A 23762-nucleotide genomic window follows, 5' to 3' on the forward strand; every position below is an offset into this window, starting at 1 on the left:
GAAGTATATAGTAAGAATGATTTGGAGATACAGATGGGGATATAACTATTTTATTTAGGACGGTGCACTTTAAATGGATTTACAGAAAGGGAAATTATATTGGAACACAACTTTTTCTAATACACCTTCTTATCCTCGGTTGGAAGAAGATATAAAATGTGACGTACTAATAATAGGAGCAGGAAGTTCAGGTGCTCAATCAGCATACTATTTGAGTGAATCAGATTTAAATATTGTTGTCGTTGATAAAAGAAAGGTAGGACACGGGAGTAACCTTACAAATACAGCACTTATTCAATATTTAGGTGACAAGATGTTTTTTGAACTTGTAAATACATTTGGAGAAGAGTATGCAGTTAAGCATATGAAATTATGTGAACAAGCTATTAATGATATTGAATATGCTGATCAAAACTTGCCTTATTGCTCTGATTTTAAACGACGTGACAGTTTATATTATGCAAGTTATGAAGAGGATATAAAGAAATTAGAAAAAGAACTGTATTATTTACATAAGCATGATTTTAAAGCGACTTGGCTATCAGAGGAACAAATTGGACAGAGATATCCATTTAAAAAACGTGCAGCTATTTATACGTATAATGATGGTGAAATAAATCCTTATAAATTTACACATAGTTTATTAGAACAAGCTTCTAATAAAGGAGTTCAAATTTATGAAGATACAGAGATTGTTGGCAAAAAGTTAGAGAAAGAATGTGCTATCTTTTATACAAAGGGGGGCAATTCTATTACTGCCAATAAAGTAATTGTGGCTGCAGGATATGAAGGGTTAGAATTTAAAAAGGAAAAGAACGCTACACTGATTAGCTCATATGCAGTTGTTACTAATCCTATAGAAGATTTATCTTCTTGGTATAAACGTACTCTCATTTGGGAAACTGCGAGACCATATATTTATATGAGAACTACTGCAGATAACAGGATTATTATAGGTGGGTTAGATGAAGATACAAACATTGCTCAAGAAAGAGATTCAAAATTAATCCATAAAAAAGAGAAATTAGTAAATGAATTTAATAAGCTCTTTCCCAATATAACAGTTGAACCTGAATTTTATTTAAGTGCTTTTTATGGTGGTACTCATGATGGTTTACCTATAATTGGAATGTATGAAGAGTTTCCAAATTGTCACTTTATCTATGCGTATGGAGATAATGGATTAGTATATAGTATGGTGTTTTCTAAAATTGTTCGAGATATAATTATTAACGGTTCAAGTCCGGATTTGAATTTATATTTACAAACTAGACCAAAACTAAATGAGTAAGCTACATGTATGCAAAATCAAGGTAGTATAAAAAAGTAATAGTTTTTACGGTTTTAATTACTTTATATAGGAAGCAATTCTACAATTATAATCTCTCCAATATATTTGGGGGGATTTATTTTTTTTTTAATGATTTATTGAAAAATAGTCTAATTAGACTATAATGAGTATATAGTTTAATTAGACTATTTATTTTGTTGAGTGTGAAAAAAGGAGGAAAGAGGTATGGTTGCAAAAGAGAGCAACTTACGCTTAGTGATAGCTGGGTTAATGCTAGGTATTTTAATGGCTGCAATGGATAATACAATTGTTGCCACTTCAATTGGTACAATTGTCTCAGATTTGGGTGGATTGGATAAATTCATCTGGGTTACTTCTGCTTATATGGTTGCAGTTATGGCGGGTATGCCTATTTTCGGGAAATTATCTGATATGTATGGTAGAAAGAGGTTTTATATTTTTGGTTTATTAATCTTCTTAATTGGTTCTGCATTATGTGGTACTGCGCAAAGTATTGTTCAGCTAAGTATTTATCGTGCAATTCAAGGTATAGGTGGGGGGGCACTGATGCCAATCGCCTTTACCATTGTATTTGATATTTTTCCTATTGAAAAAAGAGGGAAAATGACTGGGTTATTAGGGGCCGTATTTGGTTCTTCAAGTGTATTAGGACCTTTATTAGGTGCGTATATAACAGAAAATATAAGTTGGCATTGGATTTTTTACGTCAATATTCCAATTGGTCTAATGTCATTAATTTTTATTTTAAAAGCTTATAAAGAAAATAATCCACCTACTAAGCAAAATATTGATTGGTGGGGGGCGATAACACTCGTCATAGCAGTAATTAGCTTAATGTTCGCTTTAGAATTGGGAGGAAAAGAATTTAAGTGGGATTCGATACAAATCATTGGGTTATTTGCATCGTTTATTGTATTTTTTGTTGGCTTCCTATTGGTAGAAAGAAAAGTGAAAGATCCGATAATATCATTTTGGATGTTTAAGCGTAAGGAGTTTGCAATATCACAAATTATTACGTTTTTCTATGGAGCAACATTTGTTATTTTAACAGTATTTATTCCTATTTTTGTTCAGGCTGTATATGGTGGAACAGCAACTAATGCTGGATTAATTTTAACCCCAATGATGTTAGGTTCTGTAGTAGGTAGTGCAATTGGTGGAATATTTCAAACGAAAATTAGTTACCGCAACTTGATGTTATTATCTATAATATCCTTTGGGATAGGTATGTATTTGTTAGGAACGATGGATCCACAAACAAGCCGTGTACTTTTAACGATATACATGATTATAACGGGGTTTGGAGTTGGATTTTCGTTCTCTTTGCTTCCCACAGTTTCTATTCATAATATGGAACCGAGATTCCGTGGTTCAGCTACTTCAACAAATTCATTCTTTCGTTCACTAGGTATGACAATTGGAGTAACGATTTTTGGCTCCATTCAAAATAGTACCTTTACAGCTAACTTAAAGGATGCTTTTAAGGGAATAGAACATGGTTCCAGCATGTTAAATAATCTAGGTGATCCGAGTGCAATATTTCGCTCAGATGTAAGGTCCAGTATACCTACTTTTATTCTTGAAAAGGTTATAGCTGCTATGTCATCTTCCATTACTACTGTTTTTCTATTAGCTTTAATTCCAATTATCGTTTCGTTTATGGCAATATTATTTATGGGGAATGTCAAAGCTGGTACAAAGGATAATAAAGTGAATTTGAAGTTATAAATTTTATAAAACAAAAAGATTCTTTACTTATTTTTAGCTTATACTATTGGTATAGGTTATTAAGGAGTGGAGAGTTATGAATACAAAGCTTTTTATGCTGGGTCTTCTTATGGAGAAAAATAGGCATCCGTATGAAGTCCAGCAACTTTTAAAAAATAGTGAAATGAAATATTATATAAAAATTACTAAAGGCTCTTTATATTATACATTTGAGCAACTTGAAAAGAAGGGTTTTATAGAGGTTGTTGATATTATTCGTAATGAACAACGTCCTGAACGGACTATTTACGGTATTACTAAAAGTGGTAAACAAGAATTTGAACATTTATTATTAGAGCAAATGATAAAGAAAGAGGATATGCATCGTCCTATATATGAAGCGCTACTTTTTGCACAATATGGGGAAGAAGAATTAATTCTAGAACAGCTGAAAACTAAAATTTCTCAACTGACGTTATATCTTACTACCCTTCAAAAAGTATATGAAGAGAAGTGTGGAAAAGAGAGTGTAGCTAAGTTATATATATTATCTAGTGTCATTTTACATTTAAGAACAGAGTTAAAAGTTTTACAGAGTTTATATAACACTATAAAAAATGAAAAGATAGATAATATTGGAAATGATGTACTTAGAGAGATAGAAAATCAATGTTTATAGTGACAGATATTATAAAATAAAGAAAAGTATAATATTTTAATTCATAAATTAAAAACGTTAATTTGGACAGGTCTAATAGTATAGGGAACTGTCCATTTTTAATATGTAAATTCTCCATTCAATGTTAAGAAATCTTAATATTTTTGTAGGGTGAAAATTAAGATTTTTTCAGTAGATTGATTGTATGTTCTAAATTAACATTGGAGAGGAATTTATGAATGTTATTTGTTTTATGTAAGAGTATGTGAAGCGGCCTCGGATCGTAGGGGGCTATTTTACCCAGTTCAAATCAACTTGCAAAACAGATGGTTTCTTCAATATGTTTAAAAAAGCAAAGTGTATTATCACGCATTAACGGGTAGTAAGACCCACATCTCAAAATTAAGTGGAAGCAAAGAAGTTAGGTGGGGGGCGGGATTCCCGTAAAAGACCGATTGGTGAGGGCTGATTAAAGTTTCACTTTATACGTGTAAGGTAAAACTAAATGTATAATACTACAGCATAGAACGAGATGTCAGAGAGGAAGAAAATATGATGCAGAAAGAAAAAATTTTGATTGTAGATGATGATATAGAGATAAGAAAAATCGTATCCATTTATTTAAAAAATGAAGGGTATGAAATTATAGATGCATCGGATGCTATAGAAGCTTTAGAAACTTTAAGAAATACAACAATTGATTTAATCATTTTAGATATTATGTTACCGAAAATGGATGGCATAGAGGCTTGTTTAAAAATAAGAGAACAGTATCAAATGCCTATAATTTTTTTGTCAGCTAAAGATGAGGATATAGATAAGATCCAGGGATTAATGAGTGGGGCAGAAGACTACATTACCAAACCGTTTAATCCACTTGAATTAATGGCAAGAATTAAATCTCAATTACGAAGATATCGTGTTTATCAAACAGAAGAAGTAAAACAATTTATTCATGAAATAGGCCATCTTAAGGTAGACGAGGAGACAAGACAAGTTTTCATTAGAAATGAAGAATTAAGGTTAACTCCAAAGGAATTTGACATACTTTCTTTATTAGTGAGAAATAAAGGAAAGGTTTTTAGTGTAGAAAAAATATACGAGATGGTCTGGGAAGATTCATTTTATAAATCAGATAATACAGTCATGGTTCATATTACTAAAATACGGGAAAAAATTGAAGAAAACCCTCGTCAGCCTGTTTATTTAAAAACAGTATGGGGAGTTGGCTATAGAGTATGATCGATCGTACGAAATTAAGGGATAATATATTCTTTTCTACACGCTTAAATATAAAGCTTATTTTAATTTTTTTGCTCTGTTTCATCGTTGCGGTTGTTACTTTTTTTCTCATAGCAATGAAAAGTGCAAATCTACTTTCTTATAATCAACAGATTGAAAAAGAAGCCGAAATAAGGGAAATAGCGATAGGGATAACTAATGATATACAAAAGCGTAATTTGGAATCTGGGCATATAGAACAAGTTATACCGATGATTCAATCTATCCAAAAGAAGAATGAAAATTTAAGGTTTTTAGTATTAGATTATAAAGGCCATATTATCTATCGTTCACATAATTTTCAATTGCAGGATAATCTCCCACAGGAATTATTACAGGAGAAATTAAATGTTACACCAAACGTCAGAAATCCTTTGTTTGAGAAGTTCATATTGTTTGTTTCACCAGTTTCATTTCAAGATGGAATTGGATATGTAATGGTACAATCTCCAAATTCGAATAAAACAATCTCACCAACTCAATATAATCAAAATTTATTACTTGCTTTGGTGAGCAGTATATTAATTTTCATCCTTTTATTTTTGCTGTTTATGATCCCTATTACAAGATACATTAAAGAAATTGAACGAGGTATTCAAAAGATTGTAAAAAAAGATTGGAAACATTCCATACGTGTTAAAGGAAAAGATGAATTATCTTCTTTAGCTTATAATATTAATTGGATGGCTAGTCAATTAAGGGAGCGTTTTGAGAAAGAGAGAGCAATTGAGAAAGGTAAAAGTGAATTTATTACCAATATTTCTCATGATTTGCGTACCCCTTTAACGTCTATTATTGGATATTTAGCATTAGTAAATGAAAAACAATATCGAAATAAAGAAGAATTAGAAATGTATATTCAAAATACGTATAATTTAACATTAAAATTAAAAACTCTCATTAATGAATTGTTTGAATACACAAAATTATCTTTACCTGATGTTAAGTTGAGAAAAGAAAAAGTAGAATTGGGCAATTTGTTAGGTCAGCTAGTAGGAGAGTATATCCCGATTTTTGAAAAACAGCAATTAATTGTTAAACTAAATATCATTAATAAGGATATTTGGGTATGGGCAGATATAGAAAAACTGGTGCGTGTATTTGATAATTTACTATCTAATACTGAAAAATATAGTTTTTCAAATTCAACAGTAATAGTGGAACTAAAAAAAGAAGAAGATAAGGCATTTATTTGTATTACAAATAAAACAGATCATCTTGAAGCACAAGAATTAAGCAAGATGTTTGAGAAGTTTTATCGAGTTGATAAATCACGGTCGAGTCAAATACATGGATCCGGAATTGGTTTAGCAATTGTAAAGCGCACAATTGAATTGCATGAGGGTAAAGTATGGGCTGAAAGTCATGGAAATAGTCTTACGATACATGTAGAATTACAACTTTTAAAAAATGTTTAAAAACTATTTAAGAATTTTCATTATGTAACTAATATAAATGCTTAAATAAAGCATTTATAAATAATAGTAGGCTTCTTTTGGTAACCATTGCATGAATGCCATGCCCAAATGGGGAAATCTATAGTAAAGTCAATACCTTTCTGTTTCATGTGTCTTACAATGTATTTATATGCTGTGCAATCTTCTTTACTAACAAAAATAGGATTGGCTATAAGCTTACCTTCATTCAAAAGTGTATTTATAGCATTTTGGTCTTGAAAAGTCCATAGGATTGTTGAATCAATAAATGTATTTAAGTTTGATTGTTTATCAAATTGTTTTTTCATCTTTCGCTCCATTTTCTTTTTTATTTTGCAGAATTAAGAATAAATATGAGTAATCGGACAATAAGAAATACCTATGCTAGATACAATTTTAAAGTAACAGCAAGGAATAACCTTTGTATATAGAGTGTACAATACATGCAAAACAGGATTAAAGAAGATTTTAAATATAATATGAAATAGTACAAAATAAGAATTTGATATATCTTTTATATATAAACTATTAATTGAAGTTTGTAATTACACATTATAGTTAGTGTACTAACTATATAATTAGTGTACTAACTATATTGGAGGTTATATGAATAATTTAGGCTATTTATTACACAAGGTAAGTATAATGACGAAAACAGAATTATCAAATCAATTAAAAGAATATAAAATAACAGCTCAGCAATGGTCTGTGTTAAAGGATATATCTCTTTATCCAAATGGAACCACCCCGGCTATGATTGCTGAAAGGCTCTTAGCAGACCGTCCAACAGTAACCGGAATTATACAAAGATTATTGCAAAAAGAATGGATTCTTATAAAACATAATCCTAAAGATAAACGGTCACATTTAATATTTTTAACAGATGAAACTAAGGCATTAATACAGGAGATAGAAAATGTAAGCGATGAAGTTATAAAAAATGCTACAGCTAGTATTCCTAAAGAGGAAGTAGAAAATGCAGTTCGAGTTTAGCAAAGTATGATTCAAAATTTACAAAAAAATAAAGGGTGATTAAAATGATTTTAGTAACAGGTGCTACAGGGAATGTAGGAAAAGAGGTTGTAAAATGCCTAATAAAAAGAAATGCTACTTTCAAAGTCACAACGCGCAGTAGAGAAACTGAAGGAGTGTATTTTGATTTTGAAAACCCCTCATCTGTAAAGGCGGCTTTAACAGGTGTTACTAAAGTCTTTCTAATAAGACCACCACATCTAGCTGATGCAAAAAAGTATTTCCAGCCTGTTGTAGATGTCGCAAAAGAAATAGGTATAAAACACATTGTATTTTTATCTTTATTAGGTGTAGAAAAAAATCCGATAGTACCTCATGCTAAAATTGAAGCTATGATAAAGGCTTCTGGGATCCCTTACACATTCCTAAGACCGAGTTTTTTTATGCAAAATTTATTATCACAACATGGTGATGAATTAAGAAATGAAAAAATAATTGAAGTACCTGCTGGTAAAGGGGAAACAAGTTTTATAGATGTACGGGATATTGGAGAAGTTGCAGCTAAGATATTAACCGAAGAGGGACATGAATTTAAAGCCTATTCTTTAACGGGAAATGAGGCATTAACATATTATGAAGTTGCTGCTATTATTTCAAAAATAATAAATAAAGATATTACTTATACAAATCCAAGTATATTTAAATTTAGAAAAAGAATGATTCAAAAGGGACTTAACAGTGACTTTATTTGGGTTATGATTGGAATATATACAACTGCAAAATTAGGGTTAGCTAAAAAAGTCACATCAGATTTATCGAATTTACTAGATAGAAGTCCAATAACTATGGAAACGTTTGTTTATGATTACAAAGAATTATTAATATAATAATGCAAAAGCAAAAAAGAGGATTATTCACATAAAGAATCTATTATGTTTTAAGAGTAAGAGGGGATAGCCATGCAAAATAAAATTATCGTTATGTTTCAAAAAGATTTTCGCTTATATGATAACCCAGCTCTATTTGAGGCTGTTCAGTCCGGGGAGGTTCTTCCGGTATATGTACAAGATGAAACTTTTTCAATAGGAAGTGCAGCAAAGTGGTGGTTACACCATGCTATAATAGATGTCCAAAAGCAACTTGAGGCATTGGGCTCTACTTTAATAATCCGCAAAGGAAATACACAAGAAGAAATACTTTCTCTTATAAAACAATTAGATATAACAGCTGTATATTGGAATAGTTGTTATGATCCAGACAGGTTAAAATCTAATCAAAAAATGAAAATGATGTTAGAAGATAAAGGTATTATTTGTAAGAAATTTAATTCGCATTTATTATTAGAACCGTGGATTATAAAAAAGAAGGATAACACTGAATATAAGGTGTTTACGCCTTTTTACAATGCATTTCAAAAGCAGGTAATACCTAAACCTATTAGCAGAGTACAGAGTATAAAGTGGGGAAGCTCTTTACCAGCAAGCTTATCTGTCTCAGAATTACACTTGTTGCCGACTATACCGTGGACATCTCATATGGAAGCAATATGGGAGCCTACAGAGGAAGGGGCATACAAAACATTTAAGAAATTTTTCTCTAGTAAATTAGCCTCTTATAGTGAAGGAAGAGATTTTCCAAATCAAAATGCTCATTCAACGTTGGCGCCATATCTTTCATTTGGCCAAATATCAGTGAAGTTAATGTATCACTACTTAATAAATAAAAATACCGAAAGACAATGTAGTTTTTTTGAAAAACAAGTGATTAGTTTTATACGCCAATTAATTTGGAGAGAGTTTTCTTATTATTTGCTATATCACTATCCGTTTACAGTATATAAACCTCTTAATAAAAACTTTGAACATTTTCCATGGAATAAGGAAGAGGAGTTATTAAGAGTATGGCAGAAGGGTGAAACTGGTTATCCGTTTATTGATGCGGGAATGCGAGAACTATGGCAAACTGGTTTTATGCATAATCGGGCAAGAATGGCTGTAGCCTCTTTTCTTGTAAAGCATTTGTTAATTCCGTGGCAAGAAGGTGCAAAATGGTTTATGGATACACTACTAGATGCTGATATTGCAAATAATACAATGGGATGGCAATGGGTTGCTGGAAGTGGAGCAGATGCATCACCGTACTTTCGTATTTTTAATCCTATCACACAAGGAGAAAAGTTTGATAAAAATGGAGAGTATATAAGAAAATGGGTACCAGAATTAAGAGATATACCGAATAAGTATATACATAAACCTTGGGAAGCACCTGAGCATATTTTACAAAAGGCCAATATTAAGCTTGGTCATACATATCCTTTGCCAGTTGTTGAACATAAGGCAGCACGAGAGAGAGCGCTTTGTGCATATAAAAGTATGAAAGAACTTGTATAAAATAAATGAATCAATATGAATTTCATATGTAAAGATTATAATGTAAAGTATAGGAATGTCCATTTACACATTAAAATTTTATTCATTGAAAGAGCACACGAATCAAATAGAGTTTCTAAAACTTTCTATTAAAAAAGGAGAATGTTTATGAAAAAATCTAGTATTATAGTATTTTTATTAACATATGGCTTGTTTTATGTTTCTAGTATTTTATTTCCTATTGATCGTGCTTGGTATGATGCGTTAGAAAAGCCGTCTTGGACACCTCCTGGTATGACAATCGGCATAGTTTGGGCTGTATTATATGGACTCATTGCATTATCAGTTGCAATTATTTATAACAAATATGGATTTAAGCCAAAAACATTTTGGTTTATATTCCTTTTAAATTATATGTGCAATCAAGCTTTCAGCTATTTTCAATTCAGTCAAAAAAATTTGTTTTTAGCAACAGTAGATTGTTTACTTGTCGCTATTACTACGTTACTTCTCATAGCAGTTTCTTCCAAATTATCTAAAGTATCGACATGGTTGCTAATTCCGTATTTTTTATGGTCTGCATTTGCTACATATTTATCTTGGACAATTTATAGTATAAATTAAAGACGGAACTAAAAACTTGAGCATAATAAAAATGCTCGAGTTTTTATGTGTGTTAATGATAATCCGAAATATGGAATATATACATCTTAGGGAGGTCATCTTTGTGAAGAAATGGATAAAAATTATGCTGTACTCTTTACTAGCTATTTTAATTATAGGAAGTATTACTTTTTTGACTTGGTCTCAGTTTACTTATAAACCGACGAAAGAGGCTTTGTCGTTAGTAGATGATAAAAAAGATGAAGATAATATCGTTTTTGGAGCGAAAGATGCGAAAGTAGGGGTTATTTTTTATCAAGGTGCTAAAGTAGAAGCTGAGGCTTATAGTTATTTAGGAGAAGCTCTTGCAAAAAATGGGCAATTTGTAGTAATGCCTAAGTTACCATTAAATTTAGCGATACTTGGAATAAATGAGGTAGATAGTGTAATTGAAAAGTATCCGGAAGTTCAAAAATGGTATGTTGCAGGGCATTCAATGGGAGGAGCTATGATTTCTAAGTATGCCTTTCAACATGAAGATAAGGTAGACGGGATCATTTTCTTAGGTTCGTATCCTGCAGATGACTTTTCTACGAAATCAATTCCGATGTTATCAATTTATGGAGAAGTAGATGCTTTAGCAACTGTAGAAAAAATAGAGAACAATAAAAAGTTAATGTCGAAAAATACAACTATGCACATGATAAAAGGGGGCAATCATGCTCATTTTGGCATGTATGGTGAGCAAAAAGGTGATAATGCGAGTTTAATTGCGCCAAAAGCACAACGAGATGAAACAGTGAAAGTAATTGAAGAATGGTTGTTAAAACAATGATAATGAATGTAATAAATCTACCGAAAGAATTCTCCAAACGATAGATAGGAGCGATAATAAAGAGCCAACTCGTACGAATTGGCTCTTTTATTTATTTGCTATCTCCAATTGTCCCCTTATTTTCTCTGGAATGTCCTTTTCAGAAATAACGTCGTAAGAATAGACATACTTTCCTTTCACATGAATTTTCAAGTAAGTTTTTCTTCTAAAATCATTAGGCGTGTTCGTTCCAACTTTATATTCTTTTTCATTGCTTAATTCATCAACACCTTTTAGTGAGTACATAGCTCTTCCTTTATGATGATAATCTGGAACACCATATCCTTTCGCAACGGCATATACATTTTTTTCTTCAGCAATCGGATTAAATCTGTCTAAATCTCCGCGTAATATGAAAGGTAGTAAGTATATAGGGAGGCCTATTCCTAGTATGCAAATTACAAATTTCTTCATGATCGTTTCTCCTTTTGTCTATTTACATTTTTGAGTATAGAAAAAAGTTCTTATGAATATAGAGGGAAATTCTTTAAGTTTTTCTTAATAAAGTTTAACTTTGTGAAAAAACTAATTTGAGCATTAAGTTTACGAAATGAATAGAAAAATAACCTGTTTTCTTTATTTTTTGATGGTAGGTTATTAGGTTTTATATTGGTATGAGTGAATTAAGAAATAAGTGAGATTTAGGAAATAGCATGAATTTATCTTACAGTAATAAGAGAATTACCTAAATAAATGATAGTGAGAACAATTAAAGAAAGCATCTAGTGGGGTGCTTTTTTCTTTTGAAACAGAGAATCTCATGGGTAGGTTACATGTAATTTCGTGCTGTGCTTCTAGGTCATTGGAAAATCCAACAATAAAAAAAGAGGGGGAAGGCGTTTTTTATTGAAGTTTGTTAATGATAGATTTTTAACTTGAGAGGGGGATCGTAAAATAGATTATTAATCTCTTTGGTAATTTTTATTTTCCTTATAGTTGGCATATTGTATTAGAAATTTTAAATTTTGAAGGGAGAATCAATAAGTATGGGTAAGAAAAGAAGAATAAGTAATAAGTTATTACTTATCAGTGCAATTTTTACAATAGCAATTCCCTCAGTCTCATATGCGGAGGAAGTAATTTCACCTGAAAAGTTTACGAGTTCTTCAAGTTTGTATAAGGCACGGAATACGGAAATTTTGAAAACAAATTTATATCCTAATACATATAATAATCCATTTAACCACCAATTTATTTCAAAATTAAAGGAAGTAAACACAAATATAAAAAAAATAGACAATAGTGATGATGAAAATCCTATTATATCTACTACTCTTTCATTTATTCGCCATATGAATAGTGAAGATTATAAATCTGCATTTGATTTAACCTCAAGGTCATTACAGAAAATAATATCCGAAGAATGGTTGAAGAGCTATTGGGAGGGACTTCCAGTTCAATTACAAGCAGGTTCTTTTATAGAAATTGGAGAGGTTACACAAAAAGAGACAAATCCTGTTCATACAAATGTGGAGATTCAATTAGTTTTTGAAAAAATGACTGTACCTTTACTAATTAAACTAGATCCATCTGGAAAAATAGACGATTTTCAACTAAGCATGTCGTTTAGTCCTGTTGCTGAGCGTCCATCATATAGTAAGCCTGAATCATTTGTTGATAAAGAAGTAGTAGTTGGAAGTGGTGCATTTCCATTACCAGGAACATTGTCGGTTCCAAAAGGAAAGGGTCCTTTTCCAGCGGTTATTCTTGTTCAAGGATCAGGAGCAACTGATCAGGATGAAACAGCGTTTGCTTTAAAACCATTTCGCGATTTAGCTGAAGGTCTTGCATCGAAGGGAATTGCTGTCCTTCGCTATAATAAACGAACGTATGAACATGGGCTGAAAACACAATTCAGTCCCTTCTATACAGTTGATAAAGAGACAACAGATGATGCTCTTCTTGTAACTCAATTTCTTAAAAATGAGCCTCTAATAAATAAGAATCAAATATATATTCTTGGTCATAGTCAAGGTGGAATGATGCTTCCGAAAATGATTGAAAAAGACCAAAATCAAAATATTGCTGGGGCAATTGTAATGGGTGGGCCAGCTCGTACGATTCAAGACGTTGTTTTAGATCAATTTGAGTATCTTTTTTCTATTGGAGCAATGAACCAGGAGCAATATAAATTCTACAAATCGCAATTTGAATTATTAAATGATCCAAATTTCTCTGGTCAGAATCCTCCAAAAGATTTTTACTTAGGATCAGCAGTATTTTGGGATTCTATTCGGAAAATTAAAGCAGCAGAAATGTCAAAAGAACAAAAGACACCGCTTCTTATTATTCAAGGGGAAAGAGACTATCAAGTTCAATCAAAAATCGAAATTCCTCTTTGGAAAGAACAATTAAAAGAACGAGATAACGTTGATTACCAGCTATATCCAAAGTTAAATCATTTCTTTACAGAAGGGGATGGAGAAATAAGTAAACCGGATGAATATTATAGTCCTGCTAATATTCCTGAGTATGTTATAAATGATATTGCTGCTTGGGTGCAAGGAAGATCACAATTAAATTAGCAACTATATGTTTTAATAAAGACTTTCTTTCTGTAATCAAACTAGAAACATTAGTAGGTTATATGTTTTTTAGCACTCTTTTAAAAAGAGTGTTTTTTTATTTTCCTTTGATTTAATTAACGAAAAAAATATCTTGTACTCCTTTTGTAACTTTTTAAATAGAAATTTTCTATAAAATAATGGACTTGTCTTCCAAACAAAGCGTTATTTGTAACACTGTTATCAAAGCAAAGTGCTCGTGACATTTCCTTGATATTCAAAAACATTAATAACCTATTATGTGAAGTTTTTTGAAAATTTAGGTTTAACATCTTTAAAATAGGTGTATTACATATTACATAACAACTAAATAAGAAAATAAAAAATCTAAGGGAGGAAAAATACGATGCATAAGAATGAAAGAAAACCGGTGGTTCATGAATATGATAATGAACAGGAAGTAGTTATGAAAATAAAAGAGCTAGAATTGAAAGGGATTCACCAAGATGACATTTACGTCTTAACACATGAAAAACATATAACAAAAAAGATTGCGGATGATACAAACACAAATACGATTGGAGTAAAAGAACAAGGATTGGGCACAAGTATTATCAACTTTTTCTCCAAAAAAGGGGACGAGCTCCGAAATCAAATGGAGGAAATGGGGTTGTCGAAAGAGGAAGCTAACTTATATGAAGAAAAACTAGATCAAGGGAGAATTTTACTTCTAGTAACAGCTGAAACACTAACGGCGAGTGATAGGCAGCCACAAAACTATCATTCTCTCTAATAGATTGCAATATCTAATAAATAGATAAGTTAATTATTTTAGGTTGTAGCATGGAAGAAAATAAAAGTAGAGAAGGGTGAGAAAAATGAAACATACAATATTTAAATATGCTGTGATTGGGATTACGACCGGAGTCATGGTATCTCTGTTAAAAAAAGAAAATCGGAAAGCTATACAAACAAAAGGAAAAAGCGTAAAAGACAAACTACAAGAAGGAAACATAAAGGAAACATAAAGGAAACATTAGAGAAGGTAACCGAGACAAGTAAACAATTCTCTGTAACTGCAGCTAATGTTGCAAAACAAACATTACCACAACTGCTTACAGCCACACCAGTTGTCATTTCTACTATTAAAGATTTAACAGAAAACGAAAATAACAAAAAGAAAAAAGATGAAAAGGATAATGAAATAAATCAAAATAGTAAGGACATAGACGGAGAAAAAACGGAAAATGAAAAGAAATATGTGAAAGAAGGGAAAGAAGAGAGTGCTTAGATTTAATTCTAAAAAGAGAAAGTGAGGAAAAAAGTATGAAATCTCTGTATGCAATTGATGTAGGAATTGGTTTTACTAAGCGGGCATATCGACAGGATGTAGATTCTGAGGTGACGACTAAGAGTGAAGCTGCCACACTAGCTCCTGTACCTAATCATGCTGAAAGTGAAGATTTAACAAAGGTAAGTTTTATAGACTTAGACTTTGCATACTACATGGGAAATGAAGCACATCAATCTGACGCTTCATTTCTTCCTCCATTTGAAGAAGAAATAGAAAATTATTATGAAAGCGAAGAGTTTAAACAACAAATATTTGGTTGCATTGCAAAGGATTATAAAGAAAATGTCGTGTTACCTTTAGTTGTTACCGGGCTTCCAGTCACTTGTTTTGGTAGTCAGCATGAGCAATTACAACGTGCACTAAAAAAAGAAACTTCCGTACAAATTGATGGGAAATTTATTAATATTACGGTTGAAAATGCTTTGATTCTTCAGCAACCGATCGCTTTACATGCCTATTTCTTAAAAGAGGGAATCATTCAGGAACAAGATCGCATCTTAATTATTGATGGTGGATTTCGTACATTAGAAATGACAGATATGAAACAGAATCTCATTTTAAATCATTATGAGACGGAACTAGGATGTAGCAAGCCTTTGAAAAATATTAAGAATATCCTGCAGAATCATGCGGGTGAAAGTAATCAATTGCATATTAATGACATGCCAAAAATATTAGAAAAAGGATATGGAGATAAAGAAGAAAATTATGAGACAAGTCAGGTGGATATTTTAATTCAAAAAGAGTTGGATACACATTTCCAAGACATCATGCGTGTATTACAAGAACAATTTAAGTTAGACCAGTATGATACTATTATTTGGACAGGAGGAATAGTAGATCTCCACAAAAAACAAATTGAAAAAATGCAAGGTGAAATTGTTTCTTTCCGTATGGTAGACGCTTCAAAAGAGGCCGCGCTTCATGGATACTATATTATTGGAAGTCAAGTATTTGAGGACATCACCAATCAATCTGCATATAAATCCAAATTATAATGACGACCGAAATGGAGTTCGTTGAATAGACGTGCCAAATTGTGTGGCTTCTTTTCCACATATAAATAAGAAAAGATAAAAAGTGCTTGTATAGAGGAAATGTTTAAAATTGAGAATAAAAATAACTAATATATAGGGGGTCTTCCTTTTTTAAGAATAAGACCTCCTATGCATTTATTTTGTAATTTAGATGATTTAAAAACTTTTCCTCCAAGATATGGATACCTACATACAAATTTCATATTACGGATATGATTCAATCAAACATAAAACTATTTAGAAAGGAAGAATAATATGGAATGCATAAAAATGACGAAATGGAGTTGGTATCATGTGAAAACTAGTGAGCTTGAAGAAATTTCTTCTATAATCCCCCGTGATGTAACATCTTATTTCTCTCAATTTGTAAAAAAAATAAGTTCTCCTTGTGAAAATGGATTATATGTTTATACGTTATCACCAAGTCAAACTTGTGTATATGGTTCGTTTTTATATGATCAAGATAAAAAGGACGCCAAAATTCAAAAATTTCTTCATTACTTCGTAGCTCATGGGATACTGATAACGGTCCAAGAAAAAGAGGAAGAGGATTTTCAAGAATTAATACATAATTTCCCTATAGGTATAAAAAATTGTAATAGTTCCGCTGAAGGACTATGTGCCATCTTATCGATATTTATATCTCACTATTTACGAAAGGTTGACTATTTTGAAAACAATTTCAGAAATGTGTTATGGGATTTTTATCATCATAATAACATAGCAGTTTTAGAAAGGATTTATCATATTCGTCATGAATTATTTATGAACACACATGTGTTTCGCTTAATACAAGAAGTGTTACAAGGCTTGGAGGAAGCTTGGTTAGAAAAACTAACAAACACCCTTTGTTATAAACAAACGCACGTAAAATTAGAGCGTGGATTACAACTCGTTAAAGAGTACCAAGAAGAATTAGACACGATGATTCATTTACAAGAAGTTGTTTCTTCTCATCGTGGGAATGAAATTATGAAAGCTCTTACTGTATTAACTGCTGTAAGTACGCCTTTGACAGCCTTAGGAGCATTATGGGGTATGAATTTTAAATACATGCCTGAACTTGAATGGAAATATAGCTATTTAATCGCTCTCTTATTTATTATTTTCACAACAGGGGGTATGTATATGTATATGCGATTCAAAGGGTGGACAGGTGATTTATTACGAGTAAAGAAAAAGAAATCTTTTTTTAAATCTAATTGATCCTGTTTATAAAAAATATGATAGATATGAACCATAGATATATGGTTAGTAATATTTATTAATAGAGGTAGTGCCATATCCCCATCAAGTTAAAGTTTTGATGTCTCCGCAATAATAAAAAAGGTGAAAATTCATATGAAAGATTAGAGCTCTCCTTCTTGTAGGAGGGCTCTAATCTTTGTTTAAAAACTATATCATATACATGGGCAGACTCAATATGTGAACTTTGTCCGGATTCAATTTAGAATATAAAAAAGGAGAACTTGCGTTAGAATACAAGCTCTCTTTAAAAGAAATAACGTAATTGAGATACTTATATATTAACAATTTTTTTCTTCTAATTCCATATGTCTTATGTTGAGAAATAAATGATAAGGGGCTTAATAAAACTAAAATGAATTATTGACATAATATTTCGACGATAATATAATAAATCTCGAATTCAAGATAACTTGTAAAGGATTGGTAATTATGAGTGTGATTAATGATGAGGCTTATCTTTAAAGTTATTTGTTACATTATCAAGGGCAGCACAGGCAATTACTAAGCGTATTGAAGAGGATATAAAAAGTTATGGACTTAATCCAACTGAATTTGCAGTGCTTGAGCTACTATATAGTAAAGGCGATCAGCCTATACAAAAAATTGGAGGGAAAATATTACTTGCAAGTAGTAGTATCACGTATGTAGTGGATAAGTTGGAAAAGAAGAGGTTCTTAATACGAAAACCATGTCCAAAAGACCGCCGTGTCACGTATGCGTCAATTACTTCAGATGGTATTCAGTTAATGGATAGTATTTTTCCTCAGCATAAAGAGGCGATTCGGCATATATTTGGTGGTTTGAACTATATTGAGAAAAAAATGATAATCGAAAAGTTGAAAAAATTAGGGTATTATGCACTAGAATTATAAATTTTTAGAAATATATCTCGAATTAGTAATGTCCTAATTAAATATAAGTTAAATGAATAGGAGGAAAAATTAATAAATGGTAGTAAATTTATTATAATACAAAATGAATAAAACATGTAATTTCAAGTGGTATAGTAGAAAAGATGGTTGTTATGTTAACGTATACATATCGTCCTTTAAATTATAAATCTTTCATAAAGCGGAGAGTGGGTATCAAGAATGGAATTACGTCATTTAGAGTATTTTATTCAAGTTTGTAATAATAATAGTTTTACTAAAGCTGCGGAAGTTCTAGGTATTTCACAGCCGACTTTAAGTCAACAAATCCGTGTGTTAGAAGGTGAACTTGATACACCCTTGTTTCATCGAGTTGGAAGAGGTATCAAAATGACAGAAGCGGGTAAGCTGCTATTTGATAAAGGAAAATTTATCATGCAACAATTTGATGACGTTTATAATGAAATTTTTGAATTAAAGGGTGTAAAAAGAGGTGTAATTACTGTAGGAGGTTTATTAGAGGATCTCACTTATTTAACACCTTATATTATGAAGTTTCAACAACATTATCCCAACATCGTAGTAAAGATTATAGAATCTGAAGTTGCTGTAAATCAAATCGTTGACAAAAATATTGATTTCGGGATTACACGTAGTGCTCAAATTCCAGACACATTAACAAACACCCTTTTGTATAGTGAAGAGCTCGTCCTTGTCATTCCCAAAAATCATCCTTTGAATGAAAAATCATTTGTTTCTTTTCGAGAATTAGTAGGGCTGAGTAGAATAATGGTTTCATGTAGTTGTCGTGAATCTATTAAGATATATTGTGAGAGTTTAGGGTTATCTTTATCTGAAGCAAATATAGAAACAAAATCTTCTATTTCTCTATTGAGCCTTGTATACAATGGACATGGGGTTGCCATAATACCTCTTTCACTGGTTAACTTTGTTAATAATGATACTTTGAGCATAGTTCGTATTACTGACCCAACACCAAGCCAAGATATTAATCTTATTCACTTTGATGATAAATTTTTAAGTTTTGCAGCACGTATCTTTATGCAGAAGTTAAATGATTCGCAAAAAGTATCAGTGTAATAGAAATAATAATGATTCTAGTGTAAAATTTGAAAAAATCTATAAGTCTTAAGATAAAGCAAATATTAAAGTCAAAGGGTAGTGGCTTTATATGTGTGGTGTGATCGATTTTTGACTTTTACTTAAGGGAAAGGGGTAGACTTTGCACGGAGAGAAGGATGTAAAAAACAAATCAAGTTTAAGCTATCAACTCTTTGGTCCTATTGAATAGTAATAGATTCCATGTAGGGATATACAATGTTATTTCGAATCTACATACCCTTATTGCAGAAAGAAAACCACCGGCATTATACCGGTGGTTTGGACTTAGAAAGCAAAGCAAGTACAACCGATACCCCATGTAGTTCCATCTTTTCCTATTACGGTATGAGTGTGTTGATGGAGAGGGTTACTGCAACTATGTAACTTGTTATTATGGGAATCGTGGGAAAGTATAGTGTTGGCTAGGTTAGCACCACCATAACCGTAAACGCCCGTCGGTGACCAATCAGGTGATGCTGGCGGCAATTCAGGTGATAAATTTTTAAATTCATCATTTCCATAAACAACCTGTCCACCCATAATGGTGAGTAATGATTCAAGGTTTTTGATTTCTTCTTCTGGCACAGTAAAGTAGTCAGCAGACAATACAGCAATATCAGCAAACTGACCTACTGCCAGGGTTCCCTTTTTACCTTCATCATCAGAGAACCACGCACTTCCTTTTGAATATAATTCCAGGGCTACTTTTCTATCAAGTTTATTTTTTTCATCGTATATGGAAAGCCCACCAATGGTTTTTCCGGCAACCATCCAGTAAAGGGCAACCCAAGGGTTATAGCTGGAAACCCTAGTTGCATCACTACCGGCGCCAACAGGTATACCAAGGTCTAACATACGATAAATCGGAGGAGTACGCTTTGCAGCTTCCTTTCCGTATAAATCAACAAAGTATTCACCTTGAAAAGCCATGCGGTCTTGGATGGCAATACCGCCATTTAAAGCCTTAACACGTTCCATACTACGATCTGAGATTGTTTCTGCATGGTCAAACCACCATCGTAGACCATTAAAAGGAATTTCACTGTTAACTTCCTCAAATACATTTAAGAAACGTGTGATTGACTCATCATAAGTTGCATGTAAACGGAAGGGCCAACGGTTTTCCACCAATAGAGAAATTACTTTCTTTAAGTCAGCTTCCATCATCGTAGCTAGTTCAGGCCGTGGCATTTGAAATTTTTCAAAATCGGCTGCTGAGAATACTAACATCTCTCCGGCACCATTCATTTTATACTTATCAGTTCCTTGACCTGGAGAAACAATTTTTGCCCATGAAGCAAAGTCTTCATATTCATGATTTGGATTTTGCGTAAATAGATTATAAGCAATACGCAAAGTTAATTGTTCCTTCTCGGCTAAATGTTCAACAACTTTGTAATCATCAGGATAATTTTGGAATCCACCACCTGCGTCAATAGCACTTGTAATACCTAATCTATTTAATTCGCGCATAAAATGGCGAGTTGAATTAATCTGGTCGTCAAAATTAAGTGTTGGTGCTTTACCCAAACTTGAATAAAGAATAGAAGCGTTAGGATTCGCAATTAAAAGGCCCGTTGGATTACCTCGTTTATCCCGCTCAATTAAGCAGCCTGGAGGGTCTGGTGTATCTTTTGTATATCCCAGTGCATGCAGCCCAGCACGATTTACAAGTGCTCTATCGTAAAGATGTAGCACAAAGACAGGAGTGTCTTCAGAAACGGCATTAATTTCTTCCAAAGTTGGCAACCGTCTCTCTTTAAATTGAAATTCAGACCAACCTCCAACTACCCTTACCCACTGAGGAGCAGGTGTACGCCTTGCCTGTTCTTTGAGCATTTCTAGAGCAATAAAAAGTGATGGCACGCCTTCCCAACGTAATTCCATATTATAATGTAGACCACCACGAATAACGTGTATATGAGAGTCATTCAGGCCTGGAATAGCTCTCTTTCTTTTAAGGTCTATTTTCTTTGTTTTTTCCGTGGCACTATTAAGAAGCTCATCTCCACCTACTGCAGTGACTAAACCATCAGTTATGGCGATAGCAGATACCTCAGGCTGAGAAGGGTCAAGGGTAGTAATTTTTCCGTTATATAAGATCATATCCGGTAAAGTCATGTTCACACCTCGTCTACTTTCTATTATTTTGTAACCATGGATGAAATAATTTACCGAAAATCGGCATGACTACCCATGATAGCAAGGACACTATACATACAGAAACGAAAAAAGCGGACATAATAGGATTCATATGTTTTATAATAGGTCCTATCACTTTAGGAACTAACATGCTAAGAGGCCATACACCCAGAAGGGTAACGATAGACATTTTCCATTTTGGCGGTGGAACTGGCGTTTTCGGAGTAACAAACCAATAAGCCAAACTACTTTCAGTTTTGTAACTTGGATTAGTAGCTTGAAATTGTTCTGCCGTTTTTAACAAATCCCGGCGAATGTCTGATTCTTGCCAAGCACGTAGATGCTCATACGTATCAAATCGAAAAATAACAGTATACTCTCTCGATTCGTTATTTGGAACTATTAGATTTACACCTAAATGCCCTGGGAATTTAGTAGCGGCAGCTTCGATTTCATGTCTCCATGTTTCAAACTGTTTTTCTCTACCTTCTTGAATTTCCCATGTAACAATCGTTGTTACTGGATCAGCAGCATCCATCGTGTTCCCTGTATAAGTCTCTTCGACAGCTACTCCTTCTTGTTTCATATTTTCCTGCTTGGAAGCGCCCCGTGCACCATAGTATATGCGTATTCTACTCCTTGACCATAAGCGCCAGTGTGCTCCTTTACAATTTCCATTACAGCATCATAAGTGTCTTTGTGTGCCCAGTCACGTTGGTATTCAAGTAAAACTTGAATTGCTGTCACTGGAATTGCACCAGCTTGTTCTACACGACGCATAGCAGCATTATGTGCTGTCAGACTAGTACCACCTGAAGCATCATCAACTGCATACACTTCATAGCCAGCTTTAATTGCTTCAAGCACAGGGAATGCAAGGCAAACTTCAGTCCAAAGTGCTGCAAATATTAATTTCTTTCTACCTGTTGCTTTAACTGCTTCAACAAATTTTGGATCTTCCCAAGAGTTCATTGAACTGCGTTCTATAATTTCATGGTTTGGGAATATATCAAGAATTTGTGGCCAAAAATAACCAGAAAAGCTGCGTGTCTCAACTGTAGTAAGAATAGTAGGTACGTTAAAAGTTTTTGCTGATTTAGCAAGTAGCATAACGTTATTAATCAATGTTTGTCTATCAATACTTGCAACCCCAAAAGTCATTTGAGGTTGAAAATCAATTAAAATTAAGGCACTGTTCTCCGGATTTAACAATTCTAAATTACTCATAATAAAACGCTCCTTTTTTAATTGTTTAAAATCAAGTTTTTGAAAGTAATATATTTTCTATTGACTAAAGCTGTAATCATAAAAATAAAAGCTTTGTTGTACTGTTTAATTTAAAATTTAGTGCCGATTTAATCGGCACTAAATTTATACTAGAAACTTTTTAAAAAGTGATAATACATTTATGCATTTTGTTTACTAAGATCGCGCTGAGCTCCCATATAGCTTCCAATTATATTTTGATAGCCTGGAAGATTGCTAGCAAGCAAATTGCCAAAACCTTCGACATCGTTGCGCCAATCGCGTTGTAATTCGCAAGCTACGCTAAACCAGTTCATAAGTTGCACACCACTATGTGCCATACGAGTATTGGCAGCATCTGCAACTTGTTTACTGAAAGTTCCTGAAGCATCAGTAACAGCAAATACTTCATATCCAGCTTTTATAGCGGAAAGTGCCGGGAAAGCAACACAAACGTCCGTAACTACGCCTGCGATGATAAGTTGTTTTTTTCCAGTGTCTTCGATTGCTTTTACAAAATCATCATTATCCCATGCGTTAATTTGTCCAGGTCGAGCTATTTTTGGTGCATGAGGAAAGAGATCAACCAATTCTTGCATTAAAGGTCCATTAGGCCCGTTTTCAAAACTTGTTGTTAAAATAACTGGTAAATCAAAAAACTTAGCAGTATGAGCAAGAGCTAAAACATTGTTCTTGAATTCATCAACACCATAGTCACGTACTAGTCCAGACATAAGACCAGTTTGATGATCTACTAAAAGCACGACAGCATCATCTTTGTTAATACGAGAATAGAGATCAGTCATTATGTATTCCTCCTAAAAATTAAGTAATCGAAGAAAGTTTTATTATAAGTTTCTTCGTTTATAACTAAGCTGACCAATAATATTGGTTATAGCAGCATTCACAGAACATGAAGTGCTATACAAATTTATAGTATTTGAAAATTGATTCGTTAATCAATTCTAAAATATCTATAATTTGTATAGGTCGTAACTATAGTTGTTTTCACTATAAAATAGATTGGTT

Annotated in this window: 20 protein-coding genes and 4 pseudogenes; 17 read left to right on the top strand and 7 right to left on the bottom strand. The window is 32.5% G+C overall.

Translation table 11 applies throughout. The annotated features are described in order from the left end of the window. The first annotated feature begins 73 nt into the window (after positions 1 to 73). The 5 genes from ACTFRY_RS08580 to ACTFRY_RS08600 all read left to right on the top strand — a co-directional run bounded on the left by ACTFRY_RS08580 (position 74) and on the right by ACTFRY_RS08600 (position 6376). Entirely contained in the window at positions 74 to 1291 is a 1218-nt protein-coding gene (locus ACTFRY_RS08580; RefSeq protein ID WP_000365644.1) for an NAD(P)/FAD-dependent oxidoreductase, read from the top strand. Positions 1292 to 1516: 225 nt separating this feature from the next. Next, on the top strand, positions 1517 to 3040 hold the full coding sequence (locus ACTFRY_RS08585; RefSeq protein WP_000225814.1) for an MDR family MFS transporter: 1524 nt from the start codon (positions 1517 to 1519) through the stop codon (positions 3038 to 3040). A 76-nt stretch (positions 3041 to 3116) separates the two neighbouring features. After that, on the top strand, positions 3117 to 3698 hold the full coding sequence (locus ACTFRY_RS08590) for a PadR family transcriptional regulator (protein ID WP_001093176.1): 582 nt from the start codon (positions 3117 to 3119) through the stop codon (positions 3696 to 3698). A gap of 534 nt (positions 3699 to 4232) precedes the next feature. Next, complete coding sequence (locus tag ACTFRY_RS08595) at positions 4233 to 4919, top strand: response regulator transcription factor (protein WP_423748770.1); 687 nt, start codon at positions 4233 to 4235, stop codon at positions 4917 to 4919. Then, positions 4916 to 6376: a sensor histidine kinase gene (locus tag ACTFRY_RS08600; protein ID WP_000567229.1), complete on the top strand. Its 1461-nt coding sequence runs from the start codon at positions 4916 to 4918 to the stop codon at positions 6374 to 6376. Before ACTFRY_RS08595 ends, ACTFRY_RS08600 begins: the two co-directional genes overlap by 4 nt. Positions 6377 to 6441: 65 nt before the next feature. Here ACTFRY_RS08600 and ACTFRY_RS08605 read toward each other — a convergent pair. After that, a pseudogene (locus tag ACTFRY_RS08605) lies at positions 6442 to 6702 on the bottom strand (DUF3841 domain-containing protein); the annotation flags it as partial. Between the two features lie 298 nt (positions 6703 to 7000). Between ACTFRY_RS08605 and ACTFRY_RS08610 the strand changes: the two are divergent. The 5 genes from ACTFRY_RS08610 (at position 7001) to ACTFRY_RS08630 (ending at position 11173) form a co-directional block, all read left to right on the top strand. Then, entirely contained in the window at positions 7001 to 7387 is a 387-nt protein-coding gene (locus ACTFRY_RS08610) for a MarR family winged helix-turn-helix transcriptional regulator (protein ID WP_086391509.1), read from the top strand. Between the two features lie 44 nt (positions 7388 to 7431). After that, complete coding sequence (locus ACTFRY_RS08615; protein ID WP_000604774.1) at positions 7432 to 8253, top strand: SDR family oxidoreductase; 822 nt, start codon at positions 7432 to 7434, stop codon at positions 8251 to 8253. 72 nt (positions 8254 to 8325) lie between these two features. Further along, the gene (locus ACTFRY_RS08620) at positions 8326 to 9756 is read left to right on the top strand and encodes a cryptochrome/photolyase family protein (protein WP_098616806.1); all 1431 of its coding nucleotides are present in this window, start codon (positions 8326 to 8328) and stop codon (positions 9754 to 9756) included. Between the two features lie 147 nt (positions 9757 to 9903). Then, the gene (locus ACTFRY_RS08625) at positions 9904 to 10359 is read left to right on the top strand and encodes a TspO/MBR family protein (RefSeq protein ID WP_000749728.1); all 456 of its coding nucleotides are present in this window, start codon (positions 9904 to 9906) and stop codon (positions 10357 to 10359) included. Positions 10360 to 10462: 103 nt separating this feature from the next. Next, positions 10463 to 11173 carry an alpha/beta hydrolase gene (locus tag ACTFRY_RS08630; RefSeq protein ID WP_000758815.1) on the top strand — a complete coding sequence of 237 codons (711 nt, stop codon included), beginning with the start codon at positions 10463 to 10465 and terminating at the stop codon, positions 11171 to 11173. An 87-nt stretch (positions 11174 to 11260) separates the two neighbouring features. Here ACTFRY_RS08630 and ACTFRY_RS08635 read toward each other — a convergent pair whose 3' ends face one another. Next, positions 11261 to 11626 carry a YxeA family protein gene (locus ACTFRY_RS08635; RefSeq protein ID WP_000714888.1) on the bottom strand — a complete coding sequence of 122 codons (366 nt, stop codon included), beginning with the start codon at positions 11624 to 11626 and terminating at the stop codon, positions 11261 to 11263. A 572-nt stretch (positions 11627 to 12198) separates the two neighbouring features. Here ACTFRY_RS08635 and ACTFRY_RS08640 point away from each other — a divergent pair. Next, positions 12199 to 13737: an alpha/beta hydrolase gene (locus ACTFRY_RS08640; RefSeq protein WP_063264080.1), complete on the top strand. Its 1539-nt coding sequence runs from the start codon at positions 12199 to 12201 to the stop codon at positions 13735 to 13737. 112 nt (positions 13738 to 13849) lie between these two features. Here the strand turns inward: ACTFRY_RS08640 and ACTFRY_RS08645 are convergent. After that, positions 13850 to 14003: pseudogene (locus tag ACTFRY_RS08645) on the bottom strand (acyl dehydratase). A gap of 119 nt (positions 14004 to 14122) precedes the next feature. Here ACTFRY_RS08645 and ACTFRY_RS08650 point away from each other — a divergent pair. The 6 genes and pseudogenes from ACTFRY_RS08650 to ACTFRY_RS08675 all read left to right on the top strand — a co-directional run bounded on the left by ACTFRY_RS08650 (position 14123) and on the right by ACTFRY_RS08675 (position 19325). Further along, the gene (locus ACTFRY_RS08650; protein ID WP_000549421.1) at positions 14123 to 14509 is read left to right on the top strand and encodes a general stress protein; all 387 of its coding nucleotides are present in this window, start codon (positions 14123 to 14125) and stop codon (positions 14507 to 14509) included. An 85-nt stretch (positions 14510 to 14594) separates the two neighbouring features. Further along, positions 14595 to 15007: pseudogene (locus ACTFRY_RS08655) on the top strand (peptidase U61). 35 nt (positions 15008 to 15042) lie between these two features. Beyond that, positions 15043 to 16068: a ParM/StbA family protein gene (locus ACTFRY_RS08660; protein WP_098616805.1), complete on the top strand. Its 1026-nt coding sequence runs from the start codon at positions 15043 to 15045 to the stop codon at positions 16066 to 16068. 294 nt (positions 16069 to 16362) lie between these two features. Beyond that, a complete protein-coding gene (locus ACTFRY_RS08665; protein WP_000388917.1) occupies positions 16363 to 17313 on the top strand; it encodes a magnesium transporter CorA family protein in 951 nt (316 codons plus the stop codon). A gap of 471 nt (positions 17314 to 17784) precedes the next feature. Continuing rightward, positions 17785 to 18227 (top strand): annotated as a pseudogene (locus ACTFRY_RS08670) (MarR family winged helix-turn-helix transcriptional regulator). A 219-nt stretch (positions 18228 to 18446) separates the two neighbouring features. Further along, complete coding sequence (locus ACTFRY_RS08675) at positions 18447 to 19325, top strand: LysR family transcriptional regulator (RefSeq protein ID WP_000423208.1); 879 nt, start codon at positions 18447 to 18449, stop codon at positions 19323 to 19325. Positions 19326 to 19631: 306 nt separating this feature from the next. Here ACTFRY_RS08675 and ACTFRY_RS08680 read toward each other — a convergent pair whose 3' ends face one another. The 4 genes from ACTFRY_RS08680 to ycaC form a co-directional block, all read right to left on the bottom strand. Next, entirely contained in the window at positions 19632 to 21467 is a 1836-nt protein-coding gene (locus tag ACTFRY_RS08680) for an amidohydrolase (protein ID WP_136986573.1), read from the bottom strand. 13 nt (positions 21468 to 21480) lie between these two features. Next, positions 21481 to 22074 (bottom strand): antibiotic biosynthesis monooxygenase, encoded by a 594-nt coding sequence (locus tag ACTFRY_RS08685; protein ID WP_098616803.1) that lies wholly within the window; start codon positions 22072 to 22074, stop codon positions 21481 to 21483. Further along, positions 22071 to 22715, bottom strand: a complete 645-nt coding sequence (locus ACTFRY_RS08690) for a hydrolase (protein WP_000067162.1) — start codon at positions 22713 to 22715, stop codon at positions 22071 to 22073. The genes ACTFRY_RS08685 and ACTFRY_RS08690 overlap by 4 nt, the downstream gene beginning before the upstream one ends. Before the next feature lie 179 nt (positions 22716 to 22894). Then, on the bottom strand, positions 22895 to 23539 hold the full coding sequence (gene ycaC / locus ACTFRY_RS08695) for an isochorismate family cysteine hydrolase YcaC (protein ID WP_000131210.1): 645 nt from the start codon (positions 23537 to 23539) through the stop codon (positions 22895 to 22897). Positions 23540 to 23762: the final 223 nt, after the last annotated feature.

This window comes from Bacillus cereus group sp. MYBK195-1 (assembly GCF_051916605.1).
Taxonomy (GTDB): domain Bacteria; phylum Bacillota; class Bacilli; order Bacillales; family Bacillaceae_G; genus Bacillus_A; species Bacillus_A cereus.